Raw genomic sequence first — 24367 nt, 5'->3', positions numbered from 1 at the left:
CGTCTCTGGGGACCGGATCGGAGCACCGGTCCGGTCCCGGGGCGCAGACTCCGTGAGGCGCTCATGACAACGCTCACCCGTTCGGATCAGGAACGATCGACGGCCCCTCCCCCACGCGAACCAAACCGTCGCAAGCCCTGGTGGCGATCGTCGGAAGCCATCGCGGCCTACATCTTCATCGGTCCGATGGTGGTGTTGTTCGGGCTGTTCCGCGTCTGGCCCGCCGTCTACGGCATCGTGCTGAGCTTCGGCGACTACACGCTGCGTCGCACCTTCTCGTTCGTCGGCGTCGATCACTATGTCCGTCTCTTCCAGGATCCGATCTTCTGGGACTCCCTGCGAGTGACGTTCACCTTCGCCGCGATTCAGATGCCGCTCGCGATGATCGTCTCGCTCGCGATGGCCCAACTCTGCAATCGCGTGATGCGGGGGATGGCTGTCTACCGCTCGATCTTCTTCCTTCCCACGGTCACGTCCAGCGTGCTGATCGCACTGGTTTTCATGTGGATCTTCTCCGGGGCGGGCCCGGTGAACGCGCTGCTGGACGTTGTCGGCGTCGAACCTGTCGGATGGCTTACGGAGAGATTCTGGGTGCTGCCGACGCTCGCCATCTTGAGCGTCTGGAGTAGCTTCGGGTACAACATGCTGATCCTGCTGGCCGGGATGCTGGCGATCCCGCAGGAGTACTACGAGGCCGCCCAGATCGACGGCGCGAACTCCTGGCAGCGTTTCACACAGATCACGCTCCCCAATCTGAAGCCCGCAATATTCTTCGTCCTGGTGATCGAGACAATCAAGTCACTACAGACCTTCGACACGATCTTCGTCATGACCGGCGGTGGTCCCGCGCGTGGCAGCTACACCCTCACGTTTATGATCTTTGATCAGGGCTTTGGCTACTTCGACTTCGGCTATGCCAGCGCCGCTGGCGTCGTCCTCCTCCTGATCACACTCGTCCTCTCGCTGATCCAGCGCAAACTCGTGGGAAAGAACGACTGATGACCGAGACCATGACCAGTGGGACGCCCACCAGATCGCACACTTCGCAACATCGGCGTTCCCGCTTCGTCCGCCAGGCACGAACACTCGCCCCTCGGCATGTGGTGCTCATCGTCACCGCATTGATCACAGCATTCCCGTTCTACTCAATGGTGATCATCTCCCTCCAGCCCGGCCAAGCCATCGTGATGCCGGAATCGCTATTCCCGGACGCATTCTCCCTCGATGCCTTCTATGAGGCATTGGGCAGTCGCGACATCCCACGCTGGGCATTCAACTCCACCATCTATTCTGTGGTGTCGACCGTACTCGTCCTGCTATTCGCCTCGATGGCGGGTTACGCGTTCGCCAAGAAGAAATTTGCCGGGCGCGAACTGATTTTCTGGGTCTTCATCGCGATGTTGATGATCCCTTACCACCTGACGATAATCCCGCAATACATCCTCGTCGGGGATCTTGGTGGCCTCGACACCATGTGGGGAATGCTCATACCGACCCTCGCCAACGCTCAGGCGATGTTCCTGATGCGGCAGTTCATCCACGGGATTCCGGACGAAATCCTCGATGCCGCCAAGATCGACGGCGCCGGCGAGTTCCGGATCTACGCCTCCATCATCCTTCCCCAGACGAAACCGATCATGGCCACCCTGGCGACATTCGTCTTCCTCTGGCACTGGAACGACTTCCTCTGGCCAATGATCTCTCAGCAGTCGTCCGAGAACTACGTGCTCACCGTGGGACTCAACACGCTGCAAGAGGAGCAATCGCCGCTGGCGACGGTCATGGCGGCAGCGGTGATTAGCTTCATTCCCACGTTCCTCGTGTTCATATTGCTGCAGCGCTACTTCGTGCGCGGGGTCATGATGTCGGGCCTCAAGTAGGCGCCACTGTGAGCTCAGCGACGGAAGGGCTACCGATGCCAGCGGACCAGCAACCTCAGAACTCCAGCCGTTCCGCCGAGAACGCACCCAACATGATTCTGATCACCACGGACCAGCAGCGCTACGACACTCTCGGCGTGACCGGCAACGAGCATGTGCGCACGCCCGCCATCGACGCGCTCGCCGCGCGCGGGACGCTGTTCACCCATACCTATATCCAGAACCCGGTGTGCATGCCGAGCCGGGCCTGCTTGAACACTGGGCGGTACGTGCATCAGCACGGCGTGGAGTACATGCGCAGCGACATCGAGGCCACGCCTGGTCTGCCACCCGACGAGACGACACTCGCTGAGCGGCTCCAGCAGCATGGCTATCACACGGCGGCCTTCGGGAAGATCCATCTGCTCCCACCCCGCGGATTCGACGAGCTACGACTCACGCAGGGCAAGGGAGCGCGCTGGACGGTCTCCTCGGGGTCTCCACTGGGTCCGGCGCAGCTCGGCCCGGTCTATGAGAACTGGCTCGAGGAGCGCAACCCGGGCGCCTACGAGCGCATCTACGAATCGCGTCGCACGTCCGAGTACACGGACTTCGACACGGCCGTCCCGGTCCCGATCCCGGCCGAGGAGTACATCGACTCCTGGATCGGGGCCAACGCGGCCGACTACGTCAGCAGAGAGCGCGACGGGCCGTTCTTCGCCGCCGTGGGCTTCTGCGGTCCACACACGCCGTTCGACCCACCCGAGCCCTACGCGAGTATGTACGACCCCAGATCCATGCCGGTGCCTGATCTGTTCGATGCTGTCAGCGGGTCGGCCTTGGTGGGAGACCGTCGTCCGCAGTTCGATGGACCCGAGCGCGACGAGAACATTCGCCGGATCGTTGCCTACTACTGGGGGATGATGACTCTGATCGATGACATGGTGGCCACCATCGTCGCAGCGGCCGAGCAACGCAACGACGGCCGCGACACTGTCATCATCATGACCACCGACCACGGTGAGATGCTGGGCGACTACGGAACCCTCGGCAAAGCGAACTTCATCGAGTCCGTCATCCGCGTACCGCTGACGGTCACCTCGCTCTCTGGTGCCCACGGCACACCTGGTCGCGAGGTCGGCGACCTCGTCGAGCACGTCGATGTGGCGTCCACGGTGCTGGACCTGGCCGGGATCGCGCCACCTCCGGAGCTTCCGGGCCAGAGCCTGCGCGGCTACTGCCACGAACGCCTCGACGATCCTGAACCACGCTCGTCGGCGCTGTGCGAGTTCACCACCAACGACCGTCGACACCGCAGCAAATGCGTGCGCACGCAGCGGTACAAGTACATCTTTCACGACGGCGGTCGCGCTCCGGAGCTCTACGACCTCCAGGAGGACCCTGGCGAGTTGGTCAACCTGGCCGGCGATCCTGCGAACGACCACCTGGTGCGACGCCATGCCCAACTGCTGCTCGACCGGCTGACGGGCACCGCCATCAACGCGTGGAATGCCACTCCGGCTGCACGATTCCCTGCCGACATCGATGACTACGGGCGCCCGATCGCACCGCTGCCTCTTTCGGAGACCGCCCCTTGAGCACTTCCGCTGAGCGACCGTCGCTCTCGGGTTGCGCGCCCACAGTCGAGAGCGACATTCAGTACTGGTCCGCGGAGATCACGGCCTGAGTTGGCTCACGAGGGCGCTCTCGAGGGCGCGGTCCTGTGACCTGCGGTGATTATTGAGGTAGGCGGCAACGACGCTCCTATGTTCTGTCAAGGGGTGTTTGTGGGGTTGTGGTGTTCGAGTTGTCGGTAGATGTCGCGGGCTATGTAGCGTTTGAGGCAGCGGGTGATTTCGCGGTGGGTGCGGCCTTGGGTGGTGCGGCGTTGGGCGTAGGCGCGGGTGTGTGGGTCGTGGCGTAGTCGGGTCAGGACGATGACGTGGAGTGCTCGGTTGAGTTGGCGGTCGCCGTGGCGGTTGAGGCGGTGTCGGTTGGTGGTTCTGCCGCTGGTGGCTGGGATGGGGGCGACGCCGGCGAGCATGGCGAATGCGGCTTCGGAGTGGATGCGTCCGGGGTGGGACCAGGCGCACAGGATTCGTGCGGCCACGATGGGGCCGATGCCGGGCTGATCGAGCAGGTCGGCGCGCATGCTGGTCACGATGTGGTGGATCTGTTTCTTGTACTGGGCCGCTTGTGTGGTCAGGTCTTGGGCGCGGCGGGCCAGGTCGCGCAGGATGGTGATCGTGGTGGTGGTCTCGATGTCTTGACCGGGCCGGGTGCGTAGCCGGGCGGCGGTGGTGATCATCGCGGGCAGTTTCTTGCCGGCGAACTTCGCTCGCAGGGGTTCGGGGGCGGTGATGATGAGGTGGAACACTTGCCGTGCGGCGCGGCCTGCTTCGGTCACGAGGGAGTCTCGGGTGCTCAGCAGGATCGCGAGGGCGTGCCGGTTCCCGCCTGAGCGTGGGGTGGCTAGGTGCTCGCGGGTTAACGCTTCCCGTGCGGCGCGGACTGCGTCGATCGGGTCGGACTTGGCTCCACGGCGGCGCTTGGCCCGTTGCGGGCGGTCGATCTCGATGACCAGCTCACCACGAGCCTGTAGATGTCGGGTCAGACCCGCCCCGTGGGAGCGGGTGCCCTCGATCGCCCACGCCCGTCCACCAGTGGCGGCGCACGGATCGGTCTCGATATCAGCCTCATCCTCACCGCGTAGGTGGGTATCGACGAACTCGACCAGCTCGGCATACCCCGCCGGGGTGGCCGCGACCTGTACCTGGCCGAGCACCCCACCGGTGCCAGCATCGATGATCGCCGCGGTATGGGTATCGACATGGGTGTCGACCCCGATGACAACCTCGACGAGATCACTCAGACTAGTCATGACGTTTCCTCCACTTCGGAACGGGACGGGACGTTGTTGCTTTCCGGTCCGGTAGGAGAATCGGCAGGACTGTAGATGGGACACGACGGGCGCTACTACGCCCGCCGGTCAAGCTCCTGATCAGGCCAGTCGCTCCGACCGGGCCGGAGGCGGCGACCCGGAGCGGACAAGTCGTGCGAAAGGCACACACGGCCAGTCGATTAGCGAGTCACACTCCAAGCCACCACCCACAGCCCATCACCACCAGGCTGCGAACACCACACTCACAGTCGATTTCATGCGCTCAAGACGAGGTCGATGGGTCGGTTGCGTTCTCTGGCGTGATGTCCTCAAGGCCGGCAGCGATATTTCTCCACAGCCTGAGCGGCGCAGCAGGCTGCACCGTCGTGTTCGGACAGCAGCTACGACCTGGGCCCGTGCCTGGTGGGTAGTTGGGCCAAGTCCTCATCGAAAGTGACGTCGCAGACCCAGTGCAGGGAATTGGCTGCGTCCATGCTGGCGGCGGCGGGCAAGTTCGAGCATGGCAGCGCCTTGAGCTGCTTGTTCAGGAGCGGCTCGTTTCCCTGACAGTCAGGGCGAAGTGGTAGCCGTGGCTGGTGATGTCCCCGGCGGTCGCGCGCTGACACTGCAAGCGTCGGCGGCGATGGGGAGATTGGCCGGATCGAACTGATCCAGCACAACCGGACATAGGGACAGGGATCTCGTTGGTCGTAGCGTCGGCGACCAGTCGAACAGTGACCACACCGGTGTCGTGGGTCAGCGTGGGCAGCAGGTCATCTGTGCGCACTCCCTGTGAGCCAGAGCCTCTTGGTCGACGTCGGTGGCCACTAGCCGATCGCCAATGCTCTTGGCTCCAGCGACAACGTCGGCCTGAACCAGCATCAAGACAATGGACAAGGGGGGCCCGCGAGGATCGCACGAATCCGGCATGTGCGCGATCACCTCGACCAGTGGTGGGTGTGCCAAGCAGTCGTCGGGCAAGATGACATGGCGGGCGTGAGGCCCGTCATGTCGACGAAGTGCGAAGATCTCCATCGACACGACGGGCCTCACGCCGCCGCGCAACAAACACGCGTCTCATCAGTCGCACCAGCGTGCAGGTCCGCGTCGCATCTACTGACGTCGCCGACCCCTGCTTCGCACGTCCCTTTGTCCCACCGACTCATCAGTCGAGGACAGCCAGGTCACTAGCGACTAGTTCGGCGTCCGGCTCGTCCGATGGACGAGAGCCCGGCGCCGCAACAGCAGCAGCACCCCACCGAGGGCGCACGCTGTGAGTGCCATCAGCACCGGCCAACCAGCATCGAGCCCAGTCTCCGGCAGCGGCTCCTCAGTACCTCCGCCGTCGGCCTCCGAACTGCTGGGATCGCCGCCGCCGGTGGCGAGGATCTCGATCTCGGCCCAACCGATGACAGTCTCATCCTCGGCAAAGACGGCGATCCGATGATCGCCGACGAAGGTCTCTGGCAGTGTCACCACCACCGAACCGTCAGTACCGACAGTCTGCGCGCCCAGATAGACCGAGTCGGAGAAGATCCAGACACCCACGCGCTCCCCGGCGCGCTCAGAACCGATCTGTACGGGGATGGTCGCGCCCTGATCGACGATCGGAGGAACAGAGATCCCGCCCTCAGAACTTGGCGTCAGTGCATCCTCTTCCGGTGCCTCGGCCGGGATCTGAAGATCCGGATCGGGATCGGCATCGGCCGTCACGGTGAGGACCGTCTGTGCGCCGCCCACTCCGGCTGTCAACGCCACCACATACTCACCCGCTGTTAGCTCCGCCGCGTACGTGAACTCGACCGCACCATCACCATCCGCGACGGCCGAACCCAGATCTTCACCGTCTACTGACAGGTCCACCGGCGAGTCTGGGCCAAACCCGGTCCCAACAATCGTCACCCCGGCATCTGCGACCCTGGACTCGCTCAACTCCGCTGGCGTCACGCTCACCTGCGGGCCGTCCACCGGGTCGACATCTGACTCGACGAGCCGGTACAGATTCGCGCCCCTGCTGTAATAGTAGGAACCGTTTCGGTCGATCGCCAAGTTGATCGCGTCAGAGACCAGGACTGTCATCTCCAGCGACTCCGGCTCAATCTCAAAGATTCGCTCGCCCGATCCCCAGCCCAACATCGTGGACCCGACCAGCTTGCCGTCATTCCAAAAGAGCTCGCGACCAGTCCAGTAGGGGTTGTCGGAATCGCCCTCCATGTATGTCTCGATATGGACGACTTCGCGGGAGTCCGGATCGAACTTGAACAACTCCCCGTAAGTGAGACCCCAGAGATTGCCGTCATCGTCGAAAGTCAGTGCCGACACATTACCTGCACCGGGTACGGGTACACCTGAATAGATGACCTCATCCGTCTCGGGGTCGAAGATGAAGAGATGTCCATCATCGGTCGTCGGCTCTACTCCTAAGCCTCCCCAGATGCCGGTGCCGCCGTAGATCAGGCCATCCCTATAAGCCAATGAGAGGACTGACTGGTCCTGAACGACGTTGCGGAAGACCTCCAGATCGCCCGTCGTCGGGTCGTACAAGGACAGCGCACCACCGAGCTCACCGTAGTAGGGCACGCTGCCGACGGCGACGACGTCACCCGCGGAGGTCATCGTCACCGGGCGGTCCTGTTCGTGACCGATCGTGACTCCCGAGCCTGGATTGGTCCCGTAAGCCCAACTCTGAGTTGAGTCATAGGACCACAATTGCCCACCGCCGTATGTCCCGTACACCATGTAGTCACCGTGCGCAGTCATCGACTCCGGCTGTCCTGAAGCCGTGAACATCCGGGTATCGCCAGTGTCGGCATCGGCGAGACCGATGCCTTGAATGTACCCACCGACCCAAGCGTTTCCGTCAGGTCCTGCAGCCATGGACCGGATGAAGTACTCGCCACGAGCGACATCGGGCCGGAACGTCTCACTTACATCAGTCTGCGGGTTCCACACTAGGAACGTACCGTTCACACGCGCCATCACAAGCGACTCGCCAGGGAGGTCCTCACGGGAGAACTCCTGCAAGCCCCAACCCCGTGCGGCGCCAGACACCGACATAGATATCACGCGCCGCTCGCGAGTATTCAGATCGTAGGCAACTACTTCCGGCCCGAGAAGTGACAGCAGCACTTCAGTCCGCACCTGCCCAGACCCGGACCTCACCTCAAAGGTCTCGGTGGCGCCTGTCTGCGGGCTCCAGGCACGAAAGGTCCCATCTCCATCAGCCGTGACGATGGACGAACCAGGAAAGCCCGCGAGGGACAGGTCGTAGGTTCCCCATCCGCGTGCGGCACCCGGAGCAGACAACGAGATCACCCGCCGATCCTGCGACTGCAGGTCGTATGCGACGAATTCCCCTCCTTCCGACGAAAGCACCACTTCCTCACGCTCCTCGCCAGTGTCCACAGTCGTGACGATTGGCGAGATGTCATATCCAATCATATTGGGAACTTCGTCAACCCATCGTTCCTCGGTTAGCGAGTACACCAGAACCACATTCGCAGGGCTGGAGCGGACAAACACGTACTCCCCGCGAACGCTGACGGCATTCACGCTCGTGCCGTCCTTATACTCAACCGGCAAGGGAATCTCGACCTTGTCGCCACTCGAAAGATCGAGTTTCATCAGTCGCGCGTCACCCATCGTGCCTGCATATACGTAACCGTCAGCCACGTCCAGACTGCGCACATAGTCGGCACCAGCGACAACCGTGCCATAGTCGCGCCACTGATCATTCGACGGGTCATAAGATATGACCTTCCCATCGGGATAGGTGCCGAAAGTAATGCGACCATCAGAGTCGGCAGCCGCAGCAAAGAAATGGGTTTGCTCAAAAGGCATCTCGGCAATCGTTTCGAGTTCCAGAGAATCTGGGTCGAATCGATACACTTCGCCTGATCCTGTCGCCCCGAAGTACACCCTGCGGTCCGGGGCCGTCGCATACCCCCACACTTGCGAACCTCGCCGAGGAATCGTTTCAGAAATGAGCTGCGTACCCGACTCGACGTCGACAACGCGAACAACTGTCGGATCCCCGCGATCGGCGATGATTGCCATCGAATCGCCAGACGCATTCTCAGTGTAGCCAGAAGACGCCGTATCGACACCTTCCAGCGGGCCGGCTGATTCTTGGGACGAGAAGGCGGGTGAGACACCGTGGCTAACTGAGTTAGGAATTTCGTCGACCCATTCTTCGTCGTCCAAGGAGTAGACCAACATGACATTAGCTGGCCTGGTTACCGCGAACAGTAGCCCTTCACGTACACTCACCCCGTACACGAAAGTTCCATTCGCATACTCGCTCGGCAGTGGGATTTCGGTGACGTCACCAGTCACTATCTCGATTCGCGCCAGGCGCGAACTGGTTCCTGTGCCGACGTAGACGTAGTCACCGTCGACGTCCATGCTACGCACATAATCCTCGCCAGCGAGAACTGGACCGTAGTCCCGCCACTCGCCCGTCACCGTATTGTACGAGAGGACCTTGCTGTCGGGGTAGGTCCCGAAAAAGATCGTACCGTCATCATCAGCGGCCGCGGCGAAGATTGTGGGCTGACCGAACGGCGTCTCATCGATCTGCGTCAATTCCATACTGTCCGGGTCGAATCGAAATACGCCTCCGATCTTCGTCGTCCCGAAGTAGATGCTGCGATCGGGCATGGTCACGTACTGCCACACTTGAGCTCCGTTGGCAGGGATCTCCGCCCGCATCAGCTGCTCACCCGTCTCCACGTCGACCGCGCTGAACACCGACGGTTGGCCACCGGCGGTCACGACCGCAATCTCCCGACCAGAACCGTCGGTCGTATAGCCAGACGATCCCGTGGCAACACCACTAATTGGACGTCCGAGATCTTGCTCCTCCCACACCGTCTGGTTGTCGGCTTCAGGTGCCGCGTGCCCAGGTTGCGCAGCAACCGGAATGGCCACCAAGCCAACTAGCGCACACGCCAGCCAGGCAAGGAACTTCATGCTTCGTTGCATCTCGCATTTCCTCCTCAGGTAGCTTCTTCTGGAGTCGTCATGTCGACCCCGACGATCACCAGCACAGCCCGAACTTACGATCTATTTACAGCCTCTACGCCGCGCTGGTAGTCAATTGCCATCAGTCACCTCCTCTAGGCGCGCGGCGACCGATCGGCCGTACAAACCTGGCCCATTGAGACCGTCAAGCCAGACCTCGCCGGCTACGACGGTGCAAAGCCGCGGCGCAGTCCGCCGGATTGCATCGTTGCCTGCCGGGGCGTACTGTCGGCTGTTGTACTCAAGCTGCGAAACACTTACCCGCAACGAACTCGCAATCCGTGCGGAGTGCACGAATGCAAGTCCAGTAGCGGTGAGGTCCTGCACGGCAACGAACAGCCCGAGGTGTCGCGCAACAGCGGCTGCGATCACCGCGGGAGTCTGCCCCTTTCCGGCTTTGATGACCACACCCGACCATCCCTCAGTTCGCAGCTGTGGCATGTGGGCTAGAGCAGTGAAGCCCTCGTCCATGATGGTGGGCACCCGTTCGGAGAGGCGGCGAAACGTGCCTGGGTCGGCGACCGCTGAGCGCGGGATCGGCTGCTCCAGGTACTGCACTGCGGCGGCGGCTTCCGGATCGGAAGCCGAAAGCTCGTCGAGCATGGTCTCCGCGTGGGTCGCGTCCGGGTATCCTTCGTTCGGATCGACGGCGAGGTGCGGACGGACACCCTGTGACCTCGCTGCGCGATAGACCTCAGAGATCCGCTGAGCATCGACAGCAGGGTCGGCTCCTGCCACCTTGACCTTGAGACGGCTGATCCCCTCCCGCGCGATCCAGTCGCCAAGCGTGATCGCTCCATCACCTGCCGGAGTCAGTTGATCGGAGATCCCGACGAGGTGCTGCACAGGCAACGACTGCCGCGGCGAGGGCTCGACGCCATCGTCGGGGTAACGGCCGGGCAGGCCGAACGCGCTCAGATCATCCGCAAGGTGGTCAGCCGTGTACATCTCGAATACGTTCCGATCGGCCACCCTGCCCCACGCATCGTGCAGCGCGTTGTCGACGGCACCCAGTGCGAGGTATCCGCCGAGTTTCGGGACGCGTTCCCGCGTCGAGGCAGGCAGTGCGGCCCGGAGAACGTCCTCGATGTCGGCGACCAGGTGATGCCACATTGCGATCGGATCGGCGTGGCCGAGCGCTGTGGCCCGCTGCGCATAGCCACGCACCAGCTCGCGCAGTACCGCGTCCCGTTCCTCGACGGAGAGGGCGCTTCCTGGCCAGGCCCACGGCACCGACAGCACACTCTCACCGTGCCCCGTTCCGCGAACGCCCGAACGATTCACCACCTCTACATCGACTTCGGCCACCGTGAAGTGCGTGATCGCGCCGCCGCTGATCGTCAGCGGTGTTTGAAGCTTCACGTCGCGAAAGGCAACCGCGACGCTCAGTACTCGAATGTCAGTTTCGGCCATAGTGGCTCGCTCACCTTCGTTTCGGTTCGGCCGCCTGCGCCACTAGTCCCCCGAAACTCAGTGCAGGACTGGTGGCACAGGCAGGTGGATAGGAACCGCGCCGGACACCGGTTAGGCGCCGCCCGACGCGGCCGCGCCTAGGACAGGTTCGGTGAGTCACCCTCAACGGGTGCGAGAGCAGTGCACTGGCCTGCGACCGCACCGGTGATTGCGTTAGCTGACCCCTCGTCATCAGGCTCCGAAAGGTTCCCAGAACAGTGCAGCGAACCGCGCACCTCGTTCCCCATGAACACAAACTCACCCGTCGTGCCCGTCACCGACACCGCACCGCGGATCTCACTGTCACGCACCCGCAGGGTCGCCGCATCCGCCGACATCAGACCGCCCCGAATCGATGACGAGTTCTCGATGAGCAACGCTCCCCCTGCCTCTACCGACACACCACCGTTGACGCGGGCGCCGTCAAGGCACACCACGGCATCTTCCGGAACAGTGAGTCCACCATCCACCCGGTCCGTGTGTGTCTCGGTACAGGTCCACTCATCAGCGGATCCGGCTACGTTGTACCGGAACAGGTGAGCACCGGCGCTGAGGTAGATGTCGCCGTCCTCATCAGCAGCGCTCCATTGGAGGCCGTTCGCGATCCGCGTCGTTTCTCCGGTGGCTGGATCATGAACGCTGAAGCGATAGCCGGCGGTGACGTAGATCCTTCCATCAGCGTCCGACATCGTGACGGTCCCGTAGGCCCAGTACGTGGTGCCAGCGCCGTAGCGACCGCCCACGGTGCCCTTGACCTCCGACTCACCGGTGGCGGGGTCGTAGGCGAACAGCGCCTCCTCAGCGACGCCCCACACCACGCCGTCGGGGTCGACCATCAATCCGGTGATGCCCTCACGCTCTTCCCCAGCGGGGTCAATCGTCGTGACGACGGTACGAGTCTCAGGATCGAAGACGATCAACTTGCCCGCCGTGTTGCCGCTCGGGTCCGATCCAAGCCCGCCATCAACAGTGCTGCCGAGGTACACCAGACCGTCGACCGGGTTGTACGCGACGGAGACGATGTTCTCGTCCTGGCCGATCTCGGAAGTCAGCCATTCGTGTTCGCCAGTGGCTCCGTCCCAGATCGCGAGTCCTCCCTGGGTCTGGCCGTAGATGGCAACTGCGCCCATGTAGATCTCGTCTCGATCGGGGTTGTACGCCATGCCGAACGGTCGATCCTGCCCCTCGGCGAGGCCATCGAAAAGCCTCGGTACCGTGCTCCCATCGGTGGGGTCGTATGTCGCGGGGTCGAGGACTTCGAGCTTGGCGTGCCCGTACGCGCCGAGGTAGAGCTTCCCATCGCGCACCGCAGCCGACTCATACTGACCGCGCTGCATGGTGGGGCCGTGATCGGCGCCACTCTTGTCGACCTGCGCCAGACCCACCATGTAACCCGAGGCCCACACGGAGTTGCCGGGACCCGCATGGAGCTTCTGGATCAGCGTGGGCTGCGCGAAGTCGATCGCGTTCTCCGAGACCAGCGATTCGCTCTCGAGATCGGCGACGAACACACCGGATGCGGACGTTCCATAAAGCAGAGGCGTGCCGCTCGAGTCGTCGACGACGCCGTTCGAGAGGTACCCGCCGATGCTGATATTCGTCGGCTCGAAGGTGTTGGTGGCGATGTCGTACTCCACCAGCGTCCCGCCAGCGGTCGAGAAGATTGCGGTACCGGGGTCAGCACCAGCGATGAGGTGGTGCCCGAAGAAGTAGCGCGTCTGGTCTGCGTCCCAGTGGATGACGTTCCCGTCCAGGTCCAGGACCAGCATCCGCAGCCCGACCTGAGCGAAGATCCGGTCACCGACGATGTCCATACGGCCCACGAAGGTCGCGCCATCGTTCAGGCCTGGCGCCGTGGAGTTGTCGGCGATCAGTGTCTGTTCACCACGTCCGGCATCGGTGATCTTCCAGATTTGAGGAACCTGCCCGCCCGAGCCGACATAGACCGTGTCGGTCTCCTCGTGATAGGCGATCGAATGGATGTAGTCCGCATTCGGATCGATCTCGCGCAGCAGTTCCACCTCGTCTGTCACCGGGTCCACATGCAGGAGTCGACCATCGGGATAGGCCCCGATGTACATCGAAGCGTCAGGACCGGGAGACATGCCGAAGGTCGAGTCCTTCTGGTCGCTCATCCGGCCCAGGTCCTCACACTCACCGGTGGCGGGGTCATAGCGCCACAGCTTGGAGTCGTGGTACGTCCCCCAGTAGACGCGGCCGTCGTCAGCGATGTTCAGATTCCGTGAGTGTTCGGCGCCGTCGATGACGCAGGTGCGGACCTGCTCGCCGGTCGCCACGTCGGTCACCGCGAAGGTCGCGGGGTACCCAGCGTCCGGCGATCCCTTGAACGCCTGGTACGACACATGCCTGCCATCCTCGATGCCATGCGCTGCTTGGCTCGGGATCTGAGTAGTCACGGGAGTACCGAGGTACTCGAGATTCTCGTCCTGGGCGAGAATCGTCTCGACGGGAGACAGTTCGGGCTCCTCAGGCTCCTCACTCGCCAGCCCGAACCACACATCATCGATGAACGTGTTCAGCGTCGCCCCGGAGACGGCATAGAAGAGCAGTCGAGCCGAGACGGTGCCCTCAGGAGCTTCGAAACGAACCGATGTCCGCTCCCACGTATCAGTCGTCGAGCGGACCATCTCGTACGGCTGCGTGATCACGTTCCCGTCAGCATCGTCGAAGTAGAACGTGACGCTGAGCGCGCCGCCCACCCGATACTGGTCGAAGCTCAGCTCATGCGTCTCACCGGCGTCTGCAGGCACGCGTTCCGAAACGAATCCACCGGTGCGCATCCCGTCCTCGCGGAGGATGTGCAAACTCCGCACACCATCGCTGGCGCGCTCATCGGAGAACGAGACAAGCTCGTTCCTCCCCCACAGCGGTGACCACCCCGGGGCAGTGGTCGCGTCCTCGCCTTCTTCAAAGCTCGTGTTCGTGAGCCGATTGGGCTCCTCAGACGGCGGATCGCCCTCCGCATGTGCACTGACCCCCGCTGCGGCGAGCATCACTCCCGCCAGCAGGACGCCAGCTGCTCGCGTCAGCAGCGTTCTGGACTGTCTCATGGTCATCTCTCCCTTGTGCACGATGTCAGCGTCGTGCGTTTCATCGGTCGATCTGCTCAGGTGAACGGGTGCGGCCCTGTCCCGGCGCATAGATCCACCCAGTGAAAGTCCGGAGCATCTCCCAACTGACGTGTGAACTCTGAATCACCTCACCCATCTCCCAACCCGCCGGGGACGCCGAAGTAGACGTTGTCGACGAAGGATTCGCCGACGATCCCGCTGGCGCTGTAGATCATCACTCGCGCCGCGACCGCGCCTTCCGGTGCTTCAAACCGAAGGGCGATCCGTTCCCAGGTGTCGAGAGTGGACTCGACGAGCTCGTACGACTGATCAACCACGTTGCCGTCCGCGTCGTCGAAGAAGATCGTCGGAGCCAGCCGGCCGTCGATCCGGTACTGGTCGAAGCTGAACTCATAGGAGGCACCCACCTCCACCGGAACCGAGTCGGATACCAGGCCTCCGCCGCCTGAGGTCGAGGTGTCACGGACGTGCAGGCTCCGAATGCCACCGCTGGAGCGTTCGTCCGTCAACGAGACGTAGTGAGCTGATGCGGGCCAACGCAGCGACCAGCCGCGGATATCAGTCACGTCCCCGCCCTCCTCGAAGCCGGCATTGACCAGGAGGTTCGGCGAATCGTCCTCGACAGGTACCAGGACTGCGCACTGGCCGCCGGCCGACCCGGTGACGGTGTTCAGGCTCCCCTCGTGGTGGGGCTGGGAGGAGTTCTCGGAGCACTCAAGCGATCCACGCACCGTGTTACCAGCGAGAACGGCCTCGTCCCGAGTGCCGGTCACCGTGACGGCACCGCGAATCTCCGAGTCCCGAATCTGCACACTCCGCGCTTCGGTGGCTCCCACTCCCCCGCGGATCGACGATGATTCGGCCAGCAGCGCTCCGCCTGCCCCCACCGTGATCCCGCCGTTCACACGCGCACCCTCCAGGCACGCCACCTCACCTGCCTCAACCGTGAGTCCGCCATTGACCGTGTCCGTGAGTGTCTCGGTGCACACCAGCTCGGGCTCCACCCAGCGATAGAGGTTCGCCTGGCGGGCGTAGTAGTAGGAGCCGTTGCGGTCGATCGCCAGGCCGTAGGCATCGGTAAACAGAACAGTCATCTCCAGCGTCTCGGGGTCGATCTCGAACAACCGGTTGTTGGACGAACCGACGAGCTTTCCCTCGTGCCAGAACAGTTCGCGACCCGTCGCATAGATCGAGCTGTCATCGACGTCGAAGTAGCGCTCGGTCAACACCACCTCGCGGGAGGCCGGGTCGAACTTGAACAGTTCGTTGGCCGTGAAGCCCCAGAGGTTGCCGTCCTCGTCGAAGGTGAGCGCCGAGACATTCTCGGCACCGGGGACGGGGACACCGGAATACACGACCTCTGACGTCGCCGGGTCGAAGACGAAGAGGTGCCCTTCGGTGGTGCTCGGCTCGACGCCGATGCCACCCCAGATGCCGGTGCCGCCGTAGATCAGCCCGCCCCGGTAGGCCAGCGAGAGCACGGTCTGGTCGTTCACCACGTTTCGGAAGACGTCGACGTCACCGGTTTCGGGGTCGAAGAGCGACAGCGCACCCCCCAACGTGCCGTACGTGGGCATCGTGCCGACCGCGACAACGTCTCCGGCCGATGCGAGCGCGAGTGGCCGGTCCTGTTCCTCCCCGAGCCGGATATCGGTTCTCGGGTTCGAGCCCCACGACCAACTCTGGGTCGTGTCGTAGGCGTGAAGCCGCGCCTGCGTGTACATCCCGGCGACGAGATAGTCGCCGTGCGCGACGATCTCCTCCGGCTGCCCAGTGCGCGTCGGGTACACGATGCTCTCCCCCGTGTCAGCATCTGTGCGCGCGAGACCTGGAGGGCTCGCATAGCCGCCGGTCCAGATGTCACCTTGCGGGCCCACACCGAGCGAACGGATCAGGTATCGCGACGGCGCCACGTCCGGTTCAAAGGTTGTCGTCGCCCCTGTCTCGGGGTTCCAGGCGTAGAACGTCCCCTCATCGGTGGCGGTGACGAGGGTCTCACCGGGGAATCCCTCCGCCGAGAGTTCCAGCAGACCGAAGCTGCGCTTCTGCCCCCGGTGGCCGAACGAGATCTCACGCGTCTCACCTGTGTCGATATCAAAGGCGAGGCCGTCGGAGAGCTGCATCGGGATCAGCGCTTCGCGGCGCTCCACACCCGAGTCGATCGTCGTCACCACGGGTGAGAGGTCCTGACCAGCGGCCCGCGGGATCTCCTCGATCCATGCCTCCTGTGCGAGCGAATACACGTGCAGCACCGCATCGCTCATCCGGGCGAACACATAGTCCCCACGCACGCTGAGGTCCTGGACGAACTGCTCATCCTGGGCCGCGGTGGGCAACTCGATCTCGCTCATCGCGCCGGTCTCGATGTCGATCTGCACCACGCCGACGGTCGTGCCCGTGCCTGCGTAGATGTAGTCATCGTCGACGTCGATGCTTCGCACGTACATCGCCCCGTCGAGCACGGAGCCGTAGTCATGCCACTCATCCGTCGACGGGTCGTAGGAGATCACCTTCCCGTCGCGGTAGGTGCCGAAGTAGATGCGCCCATCGCTTCCTGCCGCAGCGCCGAAGAAGTGGGTTTGCCCGAAGGGCTCGACGGCGATCACGTTCAGCTCGTTGTTCTCGACGTCGTACTGAAAGACCTCACCGGTTTTGGTGGCGCCGAAGTAGACGTCGCCGTCCGGTGCCGTGACGAACTCCCATATCTGCACGCCGAAGCCGTCGATCTCGTACTCCAGCAGGCGCTCGCCTGTCTCGATATCGACAGCGCTGAACGCCGATGGTGACCCCGTGGAGACGAACAGTCCGATGTTGCGGCCGTCGGGATCGGTCGTGTAGCCGACCGAAGCGGAGCCATAGCCCGTCATCGTGGGGCCGAGGTCTTCCTCGACACGGCTGGTCTCCTGTGCGATCCCGGATTCGTTCGTGAGCGGCGCGGCTACAGCAGCCACAGGCATCAGCATCGTTGCTGCCAGCCCGACCAGCGCAGCCGTGCTCACGGCGCGACGTGGATTCGTGGGTAGTCCCATCTCAATCTCCTTCACTGCAGATTGGACGACGCGGAGTTGCCGCGCATGGCAGGTGCAATCGGTTGCATTGCATTGCGGTGTGACGCTACCGTGGTTCATCAGTCGGGCACAACCCCCAGCGCGAAGTAGCAGCCGGTACCAGATCTGAGGGGTGAACCGACCTGGTTTGCTGCCCACGCCGCGGTCGCGGGGCTGACGAGACGACAAGGAGATCCATGCGCATCGCCCTCCTCCCGCCGGACGAGCGTCCGAACACGGCCGGCTACGCCGAGTGGATCGGCCGGTGCTGCGGCGTCGACGTTCTCCTACCTCCGCGCCACCTGATGCCGCGCTTCCGCGAGGGCGCCCATACGGCCGGGCTTGCCGTGTGGCTCCGTGAGGTCGACCAAGAGGTCGATGCTTTCGTCCTCTCACTCGACCTCTTGGTGCACGGCGGACTCATCCCGTCCCGGAACACGCCGGACGGGATCCTCGACGCACTCCCGCGGTTGGAGGTGCTCCGGGCGCTCACCTCCCCGGTCACGGCCTACCAGGTGGTCACCCGGCTGCCCCACTACGACAACAACACGCGCAGCCGGCAAGAGCCCGAGTACTGGGCGACCCATGGGCGTCGACTGTTCGAGCTATCGCAGGCCTGGGACAAGATCGAACACGGCGAAGCCGACGCCGACCAGGTGAGCGCTGCCCGGGAGGCCGTGCCGGCCGAGGCGGTGGAGGATCTGGTCGGGCGCAGGCTGCGCAACCACACGATCAACCTCACGGCCCTGTCCCTGCTGGCCGACGGCACGGTGGCCACGCTCGCGATCACCTCCGATGACACCGCACCCCGGGGACTTCCCGCATCGGACCGCCGCGCCCTGGACCGGTGGAACAGCCACCTCGGCACGCACGCCCTGTTCTACCCCGGGGCCGACGAGGTGCCGAGCGTGCTCACGGCCCGGGTGGCGGCCGAGGCAAAGGGCGTGACGTCACGAATCTGCGTACGGTGCCCGGAACCGGGTGGCCTCGACCGTACGGCACCGTACGAGGACCGCCCGCTCGACGACGGCATCGGCAACCAGATTCGCGCACTCGGAGCAGTCCGCGTGGACGATCCAGCCGATGCGGACGTCGTGCTCATCGTTCATCCACCCTCAACGACCCCTGGCGACTGGACAGGAGACGTGCCAGAACCAAGCACGGCAGCCCAGCGCGATCGGCTTGTCGCCGAGCTCGAGGCTCAGCTCGCCGAGGGTCGCCGCGTCGCACTCGCCGACGTGCGCTACGCCAACGGTTCGGACCCGCTGCTGCTCGACGCCCTCGACGACGCGGGTCTGCTGCACCGCGTGGTCGCCTACGGCGGCTGGAACACGGCAGGGAACACCCTGGGGACCACGCTCGCGGCCGCAGTCAGCGCGATCATCGACGATTCCGACGACGCGTGCGGTGAACGTGAGCAGTTCCTGGCGAACAAGATCATCAAGGACGGCCACTACCTGCCGGTGCTGCGCCCACGACTGCAGCAGGAGTTCAAGCAGCGGGGGCTGACAGATCCGCCACTGGAGGAGATCGCCGATCTTGGGCGGCGCGTCGAGGACGACCTCAACGAGTGGGCATCCGGCATCGACGCGCTCAGCGGATGGCGGGTGCGCAATGTGCGCTGGCCCTGGAACTACCTGTTCACCGTCGACTTCGATCTGGAACGCGTCCGGTGAGCACCGCCGGCCACGGGCCCGCTCACGCCACCGGTCCCACTGACCGGATCGACCGGACCCACTGGATCGACCTGATCGGGGCCCACCGCGCCGTCGACGCATCCTGGCGACTCGGCGATGCGGAACCAGGCCCTCACGGCAGCATGCAGCACCCGCTGCACCTGCGCAGTTACGGAACGGACCTGACGGCGGTACTGCTCACGCCCGATGCCAACCCGCCCTCCGCCGTCGTGGTGGTGCCGTTCTACGACACGGACACACTGCTGGGACGGCCCAGCCCCCTCTACCCAGTGGGCCGCCCGGGGCCGGGTCGGGACTATGCGCTGCGCCTGGCCGCGCGCGGCCTCGGTGTGCTTGCCGTGCCGTGGTGGGCGGAGATGCTCGCCGAGCGCGAGGGCCCCACCGGCCTGTCCGCACGATATGGCCCACCGGCCGCGGCGCATGCCGCGCACCACCCCGGGGTCACCGGCCTGGGCCGCAGCGTCGCCGATCTGCTGCTCGCCGTCGATGCACTCACCGAGATCCCGGGGCTCGACGCCGGTCGAATCGGCACCTTCGGCCACTCCCTCGGCGGCAAGCACGCGCTGTTCCTCGCCGCCCTCGATCCACGGATTCGCGCTGCCGTGGTGCACGAACCAGGTGTGGGCTTCGCGCACTCGAACTGGCAGGACCCGTGGTATCTGGGCGATCAGGTGCCACGAGAGCGCGACTTGGACGAACTCACCGGACTCATAGCCCCTCGCCCCGTCCTGTATGCCGGCGGTGGGGCTGCGGACGGTTCGCACAACGCCGAGATCGCCCAGCGTGCGCGGCAAAACTGGCCCGACTCGGGCTTCGATGTGCTGATGCACAACACGGGCCACCCTCTTCCCGACCACGTCTTCGCCGCCTGCGCTTCCTGGCTCACCAACCACCTGAACTAACCTTGCGGGAGTATCGTGCCGATGAACCGACGACGGACAGGGGGCGCACGCGTGAAGGCGACCATCTACTCGATCGCGCGAGAGCTCGACATCTCAGCATCGACCGTTTCGCGTGCTTTCTCCCGGCCGGACATGGTGAACGCGAAGGTCCGCGAACGCATCCTCGCGACTGCGCAAGCTCAGGGATACGAGCTCAACCGGGCCGCCCGCGGGCTCGCCACCGGGCGCACCGGGCTGATCGGCCTGGTGGTACTGGACATCACGAACCCCTTCTTCCCGCCCCTGGTCCGCGCGGTCGAGCGCGCAGCGAGTGCGTCGGATACGTCGGTGATGCTGCTCGACGCCGAGTCCGGCGGCCAGAAGGCGGCCGAGCAACTCAAGCGGCTCAGCGCCCAGGTCGACGGCCTCATCGTCGCTTCACCGCGCTTGGCTACCAAAGACCTGCAGGCAGCCGTCGGGTCGACGCCAACGGTGCTGGTCAACCGGGCGGTCCGCGGCATCCCATCGGTGACCTGTGACAACTCCGAGGCGCTGCGGGAGGCGGGCGACCACCTGGTCGAGCTCGGCCACCGCAAGATCCTGCTGCTGCGCGGACCCGCAGGATCATGGGCCGCAAGCCAGCGCACGAATGCCGTCCGCTCCTGGGCGCAGCACACCTCCGCCGATGTCGAGCTCGTCGAGCTGGGCCCTGTCGAAGCCACGTACGAGGCCGGCTGGCACGCCGCGGAGGCGATCGCCGCCACCGGGGCGACGGCAATCATGGCCTTCGACGACTACCTGGCCTGTGGTGTGGTCGGCGGGCTCGACGAGCAAGGCCTGTCCGTCCCGAACGATCGCAGCATCATCGGCTGCGACGATGTGCTCCTCGCGCGCACCCTGACACCGCAGCTGAGCACCGTGACAGCTCCGTTCGAAGAACTGGGCGCCCGCGCGGTCACCATGCTCAGCGAGGTCAGCGCCGGTGGTGCGCCCGGGAATCAGAAGTTGTCCGGGGTGTACGCGCCGCGGGGGACGACGGGGAAGGTGTGACGGCGACAGCCTGCCGCGTCACAACTCACTCAATGAGACCTGCCGGTGCTCATGTGCACTCCGGTGCACGGCTTCGGTGAAGCGCATGTAGCGTTCGCCGTCCTCGAAGGTCGTCCGGCGCACCTGCTCGGTGCCGCGGATCGCTGCCACGAACTCCTCTTCGACCCGCCATCCGCCCGCGGCGTCAGGCGGAACGGTCTCCGGTTCGGCGTCCCGCCGCTGAATCGTCAGCTCCCCGTCGGCGAAGGTCAGCGTGCCGTCGGTCCCGAGAATCTGCACCCCATTCGCACTCGACTGACTTACCTGACTGATCGTCATCCGCAGTTGGCCACCCCCGGCCAGCGCTGCGATCAGATCCATGTGGTCCGGCACGTCGACGGCGACGGTCCCTCCGGCGCCGTCCGACCGCACTGGCACCACCGTGCGCGCCAGGGCTGAGACCCGCGTCGCTTCCCCGACCCAGCGCATCACCTGCTCGTACCAGATCCCCAGGGTCATCACGTTGAGGCCACTGAGCTCGATGTCCTGGCGCCAGCTACGCGGCGACTGGCGGTCCGCGTACCCGGTCCGCATCGTCACGTCCACGCCGACCAGTTCCCCGATCGCCCCCTCGCCGATGAGACAAGAGACGGCGTCGTCATACGGCAGCGTGAACGGCGCCGGCACCAGCTGCGCCGTCTGCTTCGGGTGCGTGCGAGCCGTGGCGAGCATCCGGCGAGCCTCGGCCAGGTCGCGCGCCATTCGTGCTTCACACAGCACATGGTGCCCCGCCTGCAGGGCGGCCACGGTGACCGGCTCGTGCATGTTCGGCCAGGTCCCGATCACGACGGCGTCCACGTCAGCATGGCCGACGAGGTCCTGCCAGTGCTCATGGACCACGGGAATCCCGAACTCCTCAGCCACCCGGCTTCCCGATTCCTGGCTCCGGTTGGCGACGGCGACCACCTCGACACCGTCGATGGCCTGCAGCTTGGGTAGGTGATGGCGCCGGGTGTTCGCTCCCGCTCCGACGACACCTACGCGCAGGGACTCGCCCACAACGTCCTCCATTCGTCTGGTTCCACCCAGGTTCTCACACCGTTCCTGCAATCGGTTGCATTTTGTGGCGCAGATCCGTACCGTATCCGCTATGGCTGCACAGCGGTCGCGAGCGCCCACGACGCCGGGGCGCAGCCGCGACCACGGCTGCGGCACAGCGCGGCACTCGCTCCCAAGGAACTGGACCCTGTGATGAAGACTCTGCACGAGCTCGAGGAGGCCCTCGCGGCACCAAGCGACGGGCTCATTCGTGACATGCGCACCCTCGATGGCGACTTAGTCGTCCTCGGCGCAGGAGGCAAGCTCGGCCCCAGCCTGGTCTCGCTGGCCGTGCGCGCGATCGAGCGAGCCGGCACCGGAGCGACGGTCTACGCCGTCTCGCGCTACGGCAGCGCGTCGTCTCGAGAGACGATCGAGCGGACGGGCGCGCAGATCGTCTCCGCTGACCTCAGCGACGACAGCGCGCTCGATGATCTTCCCGATGCGGCGAACGTCGTCTTCCTCGTCGGCGCGAAGTTCGGCAGCACCGGAGCGGAGGCGGCCACCTGGGCCACCAACGCCTACCTGCCCGGACGGGTCGCGCAGCGCTACGCCGGTTCCCGGATCGCGGCCTTGTCGACCGGGAACGTCTATCCACTCGTGCCGGTGGCCGGCGGCGGCTCCCGCGAAGGCGACCAGCTGGGTCCAGTCGGAGATTACGCGATGTCCTGTCTGGGCCGGGAGCGCGTGCTCACGCACCTGGCCGGCACGACGCAGACACCCGCCTCCCTGATCAGGCTGAACTACGCCGTCGAGATGCGGTACGGGGTGCTGGTGGATATCGCCCGCGAGATCATGGCCGGCCGGCCAATCGACGTGACCACCGGATTCGCCAACGTGGTGTGGCAGGGCTACGCCAACGAGGTGGTGCTGCGCTCGCTGCTGCACGCCGATGTGCCCCCGTTCGTGCTCAACCTGACCGGACCGGAGACGATTTCGATCCGCCAGGTGGCGAGTCAGCTCGCCGAGCGGATGGGACGCGACGTCCAGTTCACGGGCGACGAGCAAGCCACTGCGCTGCTTGCCAACGCCGCCCGGTGCCACGGCCTGTTCGGCTACCCCGCGCTCACACTCGATCAACTCATCACAGCCACTGCCGACTGGGTTGCCTCCGGTGGCGAGACGCTCGGCAAGCCCACCAAGTTCCAGCAACGAGACGGGAAGTTCTGATGACCACCGCAACAGCTCTCGACGCTTCCCCCGCCGTCGCCCGATTCCGGGCCGGAGGTGTCATCCCCGCCCACCCGCTCGCGCTGACGAGTGATCGCCGGCTCGATGAGCGCCGACAGCGAGCACTGGGTCGTTACCAGGTCGAGTCCGGTGCGCTCGGGCTGGCGGTGGCCGTGCACTCGACACAGTTCGCCATCCACGATTCGCATCAGTACCTACTCGAGCCCGTCCTCACGCTCACGGCCGACGTCGCCCGGGAGTACCCGGCCGAGAATCCCCTGCTCGTGGCCGGTATCACCGGCCCGATCCGGCAGGCGGTGCGTGAGGCTGAGCTCGCCGCGTCCCTCGGATACGACCTGGTGCTGCTCTCGCCCTACGGCGTCGGTGAGGCGAGCGAGGACGATCTGATCGAGCGCGCCGCAGCGGTTGCCGCCGTGCTGCCGGTGATCGGCTTCTACCTCCAGCCGGCCGTCGGGGGAACCCGGCTCTCGCGCTCCTTCTGGGAACGGCTGGCCGCGCTGCCGAATGTCGTCGGCATCAAGATCGCCCCGTTCGACAGGTACGCCACACTCGATGTGATCCAGGGAGTAGCCCGTTCCGACCGCGCCGACGAGGTGGCCCTGTACACGGGGAACGACGATCACATCGTGATGGATCTGCTCACCTCGTTCCCGGCTCAGACCGCTGGCGGCGAGACCAGGCAGATGGAGATCGTCGGTGGGCTCCTCGGGCAGTGGGCGGTCTGGGTGGGTGGCGCGGTCGAGACGCTGGCTCTCGCCCGCCGCGCCAAGCAGGGCGACGGCGAGGCACTCGAGGCCCTGCTGCGGATCAACCCCGCACTCACCGATGCCAATGGGGTGATCTTCGATGCCGCGAACGGGTTCGCCGGCTGCATCCCGGGTATCCACGAAATCCTGCGCCGGCAGGGCCTGCTGGAGAATCTGGTCTTCCTCGACGAGCGCGAAGGCCTCTCCCCCGGACAGGCCGAGGAGATCGATCGCATCTGGACGGCCTACCCCGATCTGCGCGACGACAAGTTCATCGCGGAGAACCTCGACCGCTGGTTGGCGTAGGACTCGCGCGCCACCGGCACCAATTGACCACACAAGTCCGCCACACTAGACTGATGCAACCGCTTG

Annotated in this window: 14 protein-coding genes; 8 read left to right on the top strand and 6 right to left on the bottom strand. The window is 64.8% G+C overall.

Features of this window, described 5'->3' with window-relative positions; translation table 11 throughout:
* Window positions 1–63: 63 nt before the first annotated feature.
* The 3 genes from IM660_RS02165 (at window position 64) to IM660_RS02155 (ending at window position 3457) form a co-directional block, all read left to right on the top strand.
* Window positions 64–999, top strand: coding sequence for a carbohydrate ABC transporter permease (locus tag IM660_RS02165; protein WP_193497806.1), 936 nt, complete (start codon window positions 64–66; stop codon window positions 997–999).
* Entirely contained in the window at window positions 999–1880 is an 882-nt protein-coding gene (locus tag IM660_RS02160; protein ID WP_246465094.1) for a carbohydrate ABC transporter permease, read from the top strand. Before IM660_RS02165 ends, IM660_RS02160 begins: the two co-directional genes overlap by 1 nt.
* A gap of 92 nt (window positions 1881–1972) precedes the next feature.
* Window positions 1973–3457, top strand: a complete 1485-nt coding sequence (locus IM660_RS02155) for a sulfatase family protein (RefSeq protein ID WP_193497805.1) — start codon at window positions 1973–1975, stop codon at window positions 3455–3457.
* A 176-nt stretch (window positions 3458–3633) separates the two neighbouring features.
* Here IM660_RS02155 and IM660_RS02150 read toward each other — a convergent pair whose 3' ends face one another.
* The 5 genes from IM660_RS02150 to IM660_RS02130 form a co-directional block, all read right to left on the bottom strand.
* A complete protein-coding gene (locus IM660_RS02150; protein WP_193496828.1) occupies window positions 3634–4740 on the bottom strand; it encodes an IS110 family RNA-guided transposase in 1107 nt (368 codons plus the stop codon).
* Between the two features lie 1194 nt (window positions 4741–5934).
* On the bottom strand, window positions 5935–9723 hold the full coding sequence (locus tag IM660_RS02145) for an LPXTG cell wall anchor domain-containing protein (RefSeq protein WP_193497804.1): 3789 nt from the start codon (window positions 9721–9723) through the stop codon (window positions 5935–5937).
* 111 nt (window positions 9724–9834) lie between these two features.
* Window positions 9835–11124: a mandelate racemase/muconate lactonizing enzyme family protein gene (locus IM660_RS02140; RefSeq protein WP_193497803.1), complete on the bottom strand. Its 1290-nt coding sequence runs from the start codon at window positions 11122–11124 to the stop codon at window positions 9835–9837.
* Between the two features lie 188 nt (window positions 11125–11312).
* Complete coding sequence (locus tag IM660_RS02135) at window positions 11313–14285, bottom strand: ligand-binding sensor domain-containing protein (RefSeq protein ID WP_193497802.1); 2973 nt, start codon at window positions 14283–14285, stop codon at window positions 11313–11315.
* A gap of 149 nt (window positions 14286–14434) precedes the next feature.
* On the bottom strand, window positions 14435–17335 hold the full coding sequence (locus IM660_RS02130) for a carbohydrate binding domain-containing protein (RefSeq protein WP_193497801.1): 2901 nt from the start codon (window positions 17333–17335) through the stop codon (window positions 14435–14437).
* A 215-nt stretch (window positions 17336–17550) separates the two neighbouring features.
* Between IM660_RS02130 and IM660_RS02125 the strand changes: the two genes are divergently transcribed.
* From IM660_RS02125 to IM660_RS02115, 3 genes are read left to right on the top strand one after another with little or no spacing between them, the layout of a single operon-like run.
* Complete coding sequence (locus tag IM660_RS02125) at window positions 17551–19029, top strand: DUF4127 family protein (protein WP_193497800.1); 1479 nt, start codon at window positions 17551–17553, stop codon at window positions 19027–19029.
* Window positions 19026–19952 carry a dienelactone hydrolase family protein gene (locus tag IM660_RS02120; protein WP_193497799.1) on the top strand — a complete coding sequence of 309 codons (927 nt, stop codon included), beginning with the start codon at window positions 19026–19028 and terminating at the stop codon, window positions 19950–19952. Before IM660_RS02125 ends, IM660_RS02120 begins: the two co-directional genes overlap by 4 nt.
* A 51-nt stretch (window positions 19953–20003) precedes the next feature.
* Window positions 20004–20981 (top strand): LacI family DNA-binding transcriptional regulator, encoded by a 978-nt coding sequence (locus tag IM660_RS02115; RefSeq protein WP_193497798.1) that lies wholly within the window; start codon window positions 20004–20006, stop codon window positions 20979–20981.
* An 18-nt stretch (window positions 20982–20999) separates the two neighbouring features.
* Here IM660_RS02115 and IM660_RS02110 read toward each other — a convergent pair whose 3' ends face one another.
* Complete coding sequence (locus tag IM660_RS02110; RefSeq protein WP_193497797.1) at window positions 21000–22019, bottom strand: Gfo/Idh/MocA family protein; 1020 nt, start codon at window positions 22017–22019, stop codon at window positions 21000–21002.
* A gap of 192 nt (window positions 22020–22211) precedes the next feature.
* On the opposite strand from IM660_RS02110, the gene IM660_RS02105 reads away from it, so the two are divergent.
* On the top strand, window positions 22212–23228 hold the full coding sequence (locus IM660_RS02105; protein ID WP_193497796.1) for an NAD-dependent epimerase/dehydratase family protein: 1017 nt from the start codon (window positions 22212–22214) through the stop codon (window positions 23226–23228).
* Entirely contained in the window at window positions 23228–24301 is a 1074-nt protein-coding gene (locus IM660_RS02100) for a dihydrodipicolinate synthase family protein (RefSeq protein ID WP_193497795.1), read from the top strand. The genes IM660_RS02105 and IM660_RS02100 overlap by 1 nt, the downstream gene beginning before the upstream one ends.
* Window positions 24302–24367: the final 66 nt, after the last annotated feature.

Source organism: Ruania alkalisoli (assembly GCF_014960965.1).
Taxonomy (GTDB): domain Bacteria; phylum Actinomycetota; class Actinomycetes; order Actinomycetales; family Beutenbergiaceae; genus Ruania; species Ruania alkalisoli.
Note: the sequence above shows the minus strand (reverse complement) of the source record. Positions and strands in the feature narration are given on the sequence as shown.

Bases quoted from the DNA above. Each gene is read 5' to 3' on its own strand.
- IM660_RS02150 (WP_193496828.1), bottom strand. From the start codon at position 4,740: ATGACTAGTCTGAGTGATCTCGTCGAGGTTGTCATCGGGGTCGACACC.
- IM660_RS02145 (WP_193497804.1), bottom strand. From the start codon at position 9,723: ATGCAACGAAGCATGAAGTTCCTTGCCTGGCTGGCGTGTGCGCTAGTT.
- IM660_RS02165 (WP_193497806.1), top strand. From the start codon at position 64: ATGACAACGCTCACCCGTTCGGATCAGGAACGATCGACGGCCCCTCCC.
- IM660_RS02130 (WP_193497801.1), bottom strand. From the start codon at position 17,335: ATGGGACTACCCACGAATCCACGTCGCGCCGTGAGCACGGCTGCGCTG.
- IM660_RS02105 (WP_193497796.1), top strand. From the start codon at position 22,212: ATGAAGACTCTGCACGAGCTCGAGGAGGCCCTCGCGGCACCAAGCGAC.
- IM660_RS02125 (WP_193497800.1), top strand. From the start codon at position 17,551: ATGCGCATCGCCCTCCTCCCGCCGGACGAGCGTCCGAACACGGCCGGC.
- IM660_RS02100 (WP_193497795.1), top strand. From the start codon at position 23,228: ATGACCACCGCAACAGCTCTCGACGCTTCCCCCGCCGTCGCCCGATTC.
- IM660_RS02135 (WP_193497802.1), bottom strand. From the start codon at position 14,285: ATGAGACAGTCCAGAACGCTGCTGACGCGAGCAGCTGGCGTCCTGCTG.
- IM660_RS02155 (WP_193497805.1), top strand. From the start codon at position 1,973: ATGATTCTGATCACCACGGACCAGCAGCGCTACGACACTCTCGGCGTG.
- IM660_RS02160 (WP_246465094.1), top strand. From the start codon at position 999: ATGACCGAGACCATGACCAGTGGGACGCCCACCAGATCGCACACTTCG.